Annotated in this window: 4 protein-coding genes; 2 read left to right on the top strand and 2 right to left on the bottom strand. The window is 63.4% G+C overall.

All coding sequences use genetic code 11. The features are described from left to right. Window positions 1-1,170 (top strand): ABC transporter permease, encoded by a 1,170-nt coding sequence (locus tag BWR02_RS19510; RefSeq protein ID WP_139559581.1) that lies wholly within the window; start codon window positions 1-3, stop codon window positions 1,168-1,170. Beyond that, entirely contained in the window at window positions 1,167-2,612 is a 1,446-nt protein-coding gene (locus BWR02_RS19515) for an efflux transporter outer membrane subunit (RefSeq protein ID WP_139559582.1), read from the top strand. The genes BWR02_RS19510 and BWR02_RS19515 overlap by 4 nt, the downstream gene beginning before the upstream one ends. A 1,550-nt stretch (window positions 2,613-4,162) precedes the next feature. Here BWR02_RS19515 and BWR02_RS19520 read toward each other — a convergent pair. Together BWR02_RS19520 and BWR02_RS19525 are read right to left on the bottom strand one after the other, a co-directional pair. Next, window positions 4,163-4,471 (bottom strand): hypothetical protein, encoded by a 309-nt coding sequence (locus BWR02_RS19520; protein ID WP_139559583.1) that lies wholly within the window; start codon window positions 4,469-4,471, stop codon window positions 4,163-4,165. Window positions 4,472-4,783: 312 nt separating this feature from the next. Continuing rightward, a complete protein-coding gene (locus BWR02_RS19525) occupies window positions 4,784-8,617 on the bottom strand; it encodes a GAF domain-containing hybrid sensor histidine kinase/response regulator (RefSeq protein WP_139559584.1) in 3,834 nt (1,277 codons plus the stop codon). Window positions 8,618-8,740 lie beyond the last annotated feature (123 nt).

Consider the following 8,740-nt stretch of genomic DNA (forward strand, 5'->3'; position numbering starts at 1 on the left):
ATGAGTTGGCCATCACCACGGATACGGGCGCAGATCGTCAAGGAATTGCTGAGCGTCTGGCGCGACCCGAAAAGCCGTTTCCTGCTGATTGGACCGCCGATCTTCCAACTGCTGATCTTCTCCTTTGCCGCAACGCTGGAGTTGCGGAACGTCGCTGTCGGGGTCTGCAACCGCGACAACGGACGATGGGGTCATGAACTGGTGTCGCGACTCGGCGCCGCCGCCTTCGTGCGCCACCTGCGCCCAGCACACAGTGCAGCGGAGATCCGGGACATGCTCGACCGCCGTCTGGTCCTCGCGGCTATCGACATCCCCGAGACCTTCTCCCGCGACCTGGTCGCGTTGCGGCCAGCAAGCGTACAGGTGATCCTCGATGGTCGCCGCGCCAACAGCGCGCAGATCCTGCTCGGTTACCTGAACGCCCTGGTGGGCGGACTGAATGCCGACCGGACGAGCCCGCCGGCAGGTAACGACTCACGCCTCCCCCTCGAGGGAGCGGGCGGGGAATGGTTACCTCCGGCAGCGGACCGCGACGGCCTCGCGGTACGGCACTGGTTCAACCCCAACCTGATCTACCGCTGGTTCATCGTGCCCAGCCTCGGCGGCGTGCTGGTAATGTTCGCGACCTTGCTCGTCACCGCACTGTCCATCGCTCGCGAGCGGGAACTGGGCACCTTCGATCAGTTGCTGGTTTCGCCGTGCACACCGACCGAGATCGTCCTGACCAAGCTCGTTCCGGCCTTACTGATCGGCACGGTGATGGGGCTCGTAATGGCTGCGGCAGGCGTATTCGGGTTCGGCGTGCCCTTTACCGGCTCGTTCCCGCTGCTCTTCTGCAGCCTGCTGCTGTTCATCGTGTCGATCGTGGGCATCGGACTGATGATTTCATCGATCTGCAGCACGCAGCAGCAGGCCATCCTCGGGACCTTCGCGATGGGCGTGCCGGCGGTGCTGATGTCGGGCTTCGCCACGCCCGTCGAGAACATGCCGCAGCTGCTGCAAGGTATCGCACAGATCATCCCGCTGACCCATTACCTGATCATCCTGCAGGGCAGCTTCCTCAAGGCGCTGCCGGCGTCCGAGATCCTCGCCCATGCGTGGCCTATGGCGGCGATCGCCGCGGTGACCCTGTCCGCCGCGACGGTATTCGTGCGGAGCAAGCTGCAATGAGCACGGAGAAACAAGTCGCGCTCGGTGTGCTGCTGGGCCTGTCAGGCTGCATGGTGGGCCCCGATTACCGCACGCCCGCGCCATCCCTGCCCGATCGCTGGACTGCGGCGCGGGACCCGGCCGCCGACCTGAACCCGGTCTCTCGAGCGGCGTTGAACACCTGGTGGACGAGCTTCCACGACCCGCAGCTCGACCAGCTGATGACCCAGGCACTTGCCCGGAACCTCGATCTGAAAATGGCCTTCAGCCGGATCGAGCAGGCCCGCGCCGAGCGCCGCGCCAACCGCGCCGACCTGTTCCCGAAGGTTTCTGCCAATGCCGTCGGTGCCCGCGTCGACAACCTGCTGCCCTTCGGACAGTCGGGTGCGCGGCCGTTCAATTACTTCCTGACGGGTTTCGATGCAATCTGGGAAATCGACCTGTTCGGCCGGCTCCGGCGGCGGCTGGAAGCGGCCGATGCCCAGACCGATGCTGCGATCGAGGACCATGCCCAGGCCTGGGCGCTGCTGGCCGCCGAACTCGCCCGCACCTACACCGACTACCGCAATCTGCAGACTCAGCAGCGTATCACGGTAGCCAGCCTGGCCTCGCAGCGACAGACTCTGGCGCTGACCGAGCAACTCTTTCGCGAGGGTCTCGGCACGCACCTCGACGTGGCGCGCGCCGGGGCCCAGTTCGATGCCACTCAGGCCCGGATCCCCCAACTGGACGGACAACTGGCCGCAGCGGAGTACCGACTGGAAATCCTGACCGCGGCCCAGCCCGGTGCGCTCCGTTCGCAACTCCGCGAGCCCCGGCCGGTCCCCGGCTCCGACGTGCGCGCGCTGCTGACGAAACCGGCTGACACCGTGCGCTACCGGCCCGATGTGCGCGCCGCCGAACGCCATCTCGCCGCCACAACCGCGCTGCAGGGCGCGGCGTTCGGCGAGCTGTTCCCGAAAATCTCGGTCGCCGCCTTTCTGGGGATGCAGAACTCCGACCTGGAAAACCTTTTCCGATCGTCTTCGTTCGCCTGGGCCAGCGGCACGGCCATCACTCAGCCCATCTTCAATTTCGGCCGCATCCGCGCCGGCATCGATCTGGCCGATGCCCGTCAGCAGGAGGCCTATTTCAAATACGAAAAGACCGTCCTCACCGCCCTGCACGAAACCGAAACGGCGATGAAGCAGTTCCTGACCGAAGCGCAGCGGCGGGAAAGCCTCGCGCGCTCGGTCAGCCAACTCAGAACAGCTCAGGATCAGGCGGCGCTGCGCTACCGGGAAGGACTGGCGACCTACCTGGAGGTGCTCGACGCCGAGCGCGCCGTCCTGGCCGAGGAGCTGGCACTCGCGCAGTCGCAGGCCCAGACCACGACCAACCTGATCGCCCTGTACAAGGCCCTCGGCGGCGCCGGGCAACTGGATGTGAAACCCGTCGAGGAGCCGATCCGGCCGTGGGGTTGAGCCATCGCGGCGCATATCCGCCCCTCAAGCATCGGCGTCATGCGCGGGAGTGAGAGGGGAACCCAGTCAGCTCCACCGGAGTAACCAGATGGGGTTTGGCCCGTTCTGAGCGGCGGCCGCAACAACCGGTTGGGTTGGCACATGACAAGGGCAAAGGCGTCGCTGACTGTTCGGTTCCGAAGACATCCCGGTCTGTCTCGAGCCCGGAAAGTATCAGCGACGCCCCGACAAACAGGTCCTTGGTGTAAGCGGACGTACCGAATCCGAACTTAGCGCTTGCGACAGAAAACCCGTTGCGCTGTGTAGCACCCGTTGCTGGCTCCAGTCGACACGACATTATTGGCACTGAGCCACCAATATCTGTGACGGAATTCTCCAGCACCAGCGCATTCATCTGCCGCCAGTGTCCCCCGATAGAAAACGAAGCCACCATAATTCATGCCTAGAGGTGGGTTATCGGAAAAGACAAGATACGGCTGTTTATTTGCTACCCTTATGCCAACATTCCATGTCGTGCATACTACAGGCACAGGCTCTATCGTATTGTATGGGATTCCATATTCCCAAGAGGCGGATGGCCTTGTCGGAATCTGGCAGTTCGAGCCGAAACTCGAAATGACGCCACACCCGAACCAGGGATTATTGAGGGGATCAGAAACCGCGTTACAAGTGACCAATAATGTGGCCAGCCCAATACAGTTGGATAGCTTCATCGCCGTGACTCCTCGCATTTTACGGAAATTCACCCTTTATTCCCTATCCTCGGGAGCGGAAGCGCATATCTCCCAGTTTTAGCGACGTCAAGTCGTCGCGAGACAGAACGCTTATATGGTGAGCGACCATAAGTTCGCTCAGGCAGAGCTAGGTCAGCACAGAGCATGCCATACAAGCAACCTGCTGACGCTTCAAGATGTTCTATGATGCCAACGCACCTTAAACAGCCCTCCCTGTTCAAGAACGTGACACGACAGAGCGCGCATATATGAAAATCCTTTTGACAGATAACGCGTTACTTCGAATGCGCGCGTGTTCACTTTCCTGAACGCGGTGTTCAGGAGCTTGTACGTTCAGACCTAAGGGAGATCTATCAAGGGCCCAATATGAAGTGCCACATCACGTAAGGCCTTGAAAGCGGATAATGTTGATCGAGGATTCTTCTCGACCTAGGAGCCGCTGATTTCTTCAGCCCACCCCGCGATGCAGGGATGAATCGCCAAGTTCAAACGTTGACAAGGTTTGAACTTGCGATATGTGGCGAAACCGCGTTTTGCCCCACCGGCTATGAACAAAGCCACGACGGCTTTAGGCCAGAGGCAGTAAGTATCTGCACGGATTTACGGGCGTGGGAGGGCCGTGGAGAATAGCCGTGTCGGCATTCCGCTCTGCGGCCCATTACCGACTGACGGGCCCCCTCCGCTTCTGTTCGAAAGCTTCAGCCCCAGTCGCGCGGCTGACTGAGGCAGCCGCGGATGCGGAGAGAGGGCCCTCACTGCCATCTCGACCACCGCTGGGCCGAGATCGGCGAGGTCTCGCCGAAGAAGACGAATCGCTCAGTCGCACACGAGCTCTTCGTAAACGTTCTCGTAGACGTTCCTGGCTACGGTCTGCTTCGGATCGGATCCGGCAAGGCTGGGAAGCTGATATGTCACCTTGACGGGGTAGATCGTCACATTGGGGGGCACACCCGCCGCCTTCTCCGGAGCGGTCGAGACATAAGCGTCCCCAATCTCCACCGCCGTGACGGTCGCGTTGCCGCGCCGGCAGGCCTCGGTGACTTCGGCGACTGAAGGCGTCTTCTGACAGGCCGCGAGCACGGCACCCGACAGGTAAACGGCCAGAAGGAGGGTTTTTCTGCACATAGGCGTTGGCACCAGTAAAAAAGAAAGTCGATGGCAGGGCTTTCGTCGATAGTGTGAGGCAACCGGCCGCGCGTCCGTGGCCACGCACTGCGCATTGTCACGGGTAATCTACGCGGCATTAGGCTCTGTCGTTAGCCAAAATCCGGCCCTGAGAGTGGGAACAGAAGCCAACGCGTCAGGCGGGGCTGACCCTGGACATTGCCTGTGTCCGGGAAAAACACGCTGCTCGGAGCGCCATTCTCCGGCGAACCCGACACAGCATGCGCGGCTCGAGCGAAGGAGGGGTGATCGTCGTGCGACCGTGATCAACCCTCACACCGGTTGCGGCGAATGAGTCGGAGCAGAGCCGGTTCTCCCTTCGGCATCGCTCAACTCCTTCAGGCCTGCGCTGACCCGAGCCAGTTCGGACACGACGCTCGTCAGCAGATTCTCGATTGTGGCGTCCGTCTCACCTGCCTTCACCGCGGCCTCCAGTCGCGCCGCGAACTCGCCCGTCTCGCTGGCGCCGAGCATCCGGGCAGTTCCCTTGAGCGAGTGCGCCAGCCGCTGGGCGACCGGCATGTCGGGGACGGCCAGCGCGGCCCGGAAGTCGGCTTCGAAGGCCAGACAATACGCATCGTAAAACTTGCGCAAGAGCCGCAGATACAGCTCCCGCTTTTGCCCGACGTGCTCAAGCCCCATCGCCACATCGATGCCCGGGAACGCGAGTGATCCGGGCTCTACCGCCGCCTTCGGGGCTGCTGGAGCCTGAGGGACGCTGGCCGTCGGTTTGATCCATTGTGTGAGAGTCCTCATCAGCTCGGTCAAGTCGACGGGTTTGGACAGATAGGCGTTCATGCCGGCGGCGAAACATCGCTCACGGTCGCTGCTCAGCGCATTGGCCGTCAGCGCGATGATCGGCAGGTCGCGAAGCTGCGGATCGCTGCGCAGCGCTCGGGCCGCCTCGTAGCCATCCATCACCGGCATCTGGCAGTCCATCAGCACCGCATCGGGGCGGACAGTCTTCACCTCGCGCACCGCATCCAGGCCGTTCTCGGCCACGCGGACCTTCAGACCGGCATTGGCAAGCAGCTCCATCATCATCTCGCGGTTGATCTCGATATCCTCGACCAGCAGGATCTCAGCACCCTGCAAGCCGGCAGCCAGTTCGGTCGCCGGGTCGAGGACGACCGGGGGCGCAGCCGTATGCGCAGCCGGATGCGCAGGCGCCGGCGAGAGTTCCAGGCAATGCGCGATGCACCCATAGAGTCGGGCCAGCGTAATCGGCTTCGAGAGCCGCCCGGCTTCCGTCGGGGCACCGCCGCCGTGCCGATAGCTCATCACCAGGACCGGCAGCCGCAGTCGCTCCGGTGCTTCGCGCAGCGACCGCAACACCTGCGGCCCCGGCAGTGTTTCGTCGATCAGCAGGCACAGATAGGCCGCGGCACCGCCGTTCAACTTGGCCTCGGTCTCCGGCCAGGAAGCGCACGGGTCTGCCGTCAGGCCCAGGTGGGCCAGTTGTCCCTGCAGGCTTTGTCGCGAGGCGCTGTCACTGTCGGCGACCAGCACGCGTCGCGAGGTACATCGGGCGAACGCATGGTGCAGCGGAAAGCCGGCTCCGACGACGCCGAACTTCGCCGTGAACTGGAAGGTACTGCCCTTGCCGGGCTCGCTGTCCACCCACAGATGTCCGCCCATCCGCTCCACCAGTCTCCGGCTGATGGCCAGACCCAGCCCGGTACCACCGAACTGGCGGGTCGTCGACGAATCCGCCTGGGAGAACGGTGCAAACAACCGAACCTGCTGTTCCGCGGTCATGCCGATGCCTTCGTCGCTGACGGCCACCCGGAGCACCAGGGAATCGCTGTCGAAGGATTCCAGATGGAAGCTAACCGACACCGTGCCCCGCTCCGAGAACTTGATGGCATTCCCGACCAGATTCAACAGCACTTGACCCAAACGCAGCGGATCCCCGACGAGCCGGCCGGGTACGTTGCCCTCGCCGTCGAAGACCAGATTCAATCCTCGGTCCGCCACGCCTTCGCCCACCATCAGGCTCAGGTTCTCCAGTATCCGGTCCAGTCCGAACTCGGCGCTTTCGAGTTCGAGCTTCCCTGCCTCGATCTTGGAGAAATCCAGAATGTCGTTGACGAGATGGAACAGCTGGCTGGAGGCTGCCTTGGTTTTGGTCAGATAGGCGCGCAGCCGCTCGGGCGGCTCCGCCGCGAGGGCGAGGTCGGTGAAACCCAGGATCGCGCTGACGGGCGTCCTGATCTCGTGACTCATGTTGGCGAGAAACTGGCTTTTCGCCTGATTCGCCGTCTCGGCTTCCTTCGCCCGTTGCGCCAACTCGGCATTCAGGGCAGTGATCTCCTCGGCGCGTTCGTTCAAAGCCTGGTTGGCGCGGATGATCTGTTCGGTCCGCCGGATGTTCTCGATGGAAATCGCCAGCTGCCCGCACAACATCGAGACGCTCTCGGTGCGGCCGCGGGTGAATGCAGCCCGGAACAGGCGATTCTCTAGCGCCAGCGCAGCGGTCAACCGCCCCTGCGTGAAGATCGGCAAACCGAACAGCGAGCACTGCGCCAGTCCGGCGAAATGCGGGTCGCCCGCAAAGCGGCTGTCGGTCACGGCATCGTCCGACCAGACCGGCTTCAGCGACTTCAGCGCCAGTCGCAGTCCGTCGCCGCTGATGATCCCACGCCGCTCGGCTTCATCCAGGCTCATACGCTCGAGGATCGTATCGCCCCGGATCCCGCCTTCCAGATGCCAGCACCCCTCGTCGTCCAGCATCATGAACCGGACGTCGGTCGCACCGGTCAATTGGGCCACCGACTCCACCAGCCGCCGAACCAGTCGCGGCAACGAGGTTTCCGAGGACAGCGCCTGGGAGGCACGGAGCAAGACCTCGTGGTCCGAAGTGTCACCGGAACCGGCGTCGATGAAGGGCCATTCGGCGCGCAGCGCGTGCGCCTTGGCCAGGGCACCCCATTGACGATAATGGCCGTGCGCCCGCACCAGCAACGGGCGGCCCGCCTGTTCCAGACCCTGCCGCAGATAGCAGCGCCCTGCCTGCTCGGTAATCGACGCCAGATGCCAAGGGCGGTGCTGTCCCTGAACCAGTCCCATCGCCCGCTCGAAAGCCTGCAGCGCCAGCCAGGTCTCGCCGAGCGCAGCGAGCCGCTCGGCTTCGATCCAGTGATGGAAATGGCGGAAATTCATGGGTGCATCCGCGGTACGGGCCTCGAACCAAACCTGTCTGTCGGCCACCTTCTCCAGCAGCGCCGGGCGCTCGTCCGGCGGCACGGTCGGAATCCGGCGGATCAACGCCAGCGCGTCGAACAGGTTCACCAGCACGCTGGCGTAGTGCGCGGTAACGTGCGCCGCAACCGGACCGACGGCCTCGACATGCTGAATCAAGGACCGATCGTCGTTGAACACGACCGCCGTCAGCGCCCGGAAAAGATGAAAGTAGCAGAGCGCCATCGGATTGCCCTGGATGGGCTCCCGTTGCTCCGACTCGTCCCGCCGGGCGTCGTTGCTGTCGCTGCCGTGCGCCGCCGTTGTTCCTTCCAGCGTTTCGATCAGCTGCCGATAGAGCAGGAAGGACTGCTCGGCATGCCGGTTTCCGGTCTTGCGGGCAAACGCCAACGCGGCGTGATTCTCCGCGGCGAGCTCGGCGAGATGGCTGCCGGTCTCCAGCAGCACGATCTGCGAGGTGAAGAACGTGTAGCAGGCAAACTCCAGTTCTCCCGCACGCAGCAAGCCGTCGCGAGCGGCACGCGCCGGCGACAGGGACTCCTCCAGCGGCCGGAACCAGTGCCTGTTCGACAGTTCCATCACGTGCTGGGCGCGGGCCGTCTCGCCACCCTTTTCCCAGTCCTGTCCGGCCAGCAAGGCCGCGGAAGCCGTCCGGAAGCCGGTCGCGTAATCGCCGCGCCAGAGAATGCAGGGGCCGATCATGCAGGACAACGGGTAGATCAGGAACGGCTGATAGCCGTCCTCCACCCATAGGCGACCGCAACGCACCACGAGCCAGCAGGCAAACAACGGACTTGAGAAGAACGTCGCCGTGATCATGCGGTTCATCAGTTTGGCGACTGCATTCGCCGTCGAGTTCGCAGGCGCCGCCGCGATGGACAGGCTTTCCAGCGCACCTGCCGCCACATGAGGGTGTCGTAAAAGCTCAATACGTTGCCGTTCCGAGCACTTGAGTAGGTGCTACCGGTGGTGACGATGGCACCGCGAGAGTGCGCCCAAGCCATTCAAAGCGGGAACGGAATTTCCTCA

Source organism: Methylotetracoccus oryzae, from assembly GCF_006175985.1.
GTDB classification, from domain to species: domain Bacteria; phylum Pseudomonadota; class Gammaproteobacteria; order Methylococcales; family Methylococcaceae; genus Methylotetracoccus; species Methylotetracoccus oryzae.

What these genes read in the sequence shown, in the direction of transcription:
- BWR02_RS19510 (WP_139559581.1), top strand. Translation starts at nt 1, where the DNA reads ATGAGTTGGCCATCACCACGGATACGGGCGCAGATCGTCAAGGAATTG.
- BWR02_RS19515 (WP_139559582.1), top strand. Translation starts at nt 1,167, where the DNA reads ATGAGCACGGAGAAACAAGTCGCGCTCGGTGTGCTGCTGGGCCTGTCA.
- BWR02_RS19520 (WP_139559583.1), bottom strand. Translation starts at nt 4,471, where the DNA reads ATGTGCAGAAAAACCCTCCTTCTGGCCGTTTACCTGTCGGGTGCCGTG.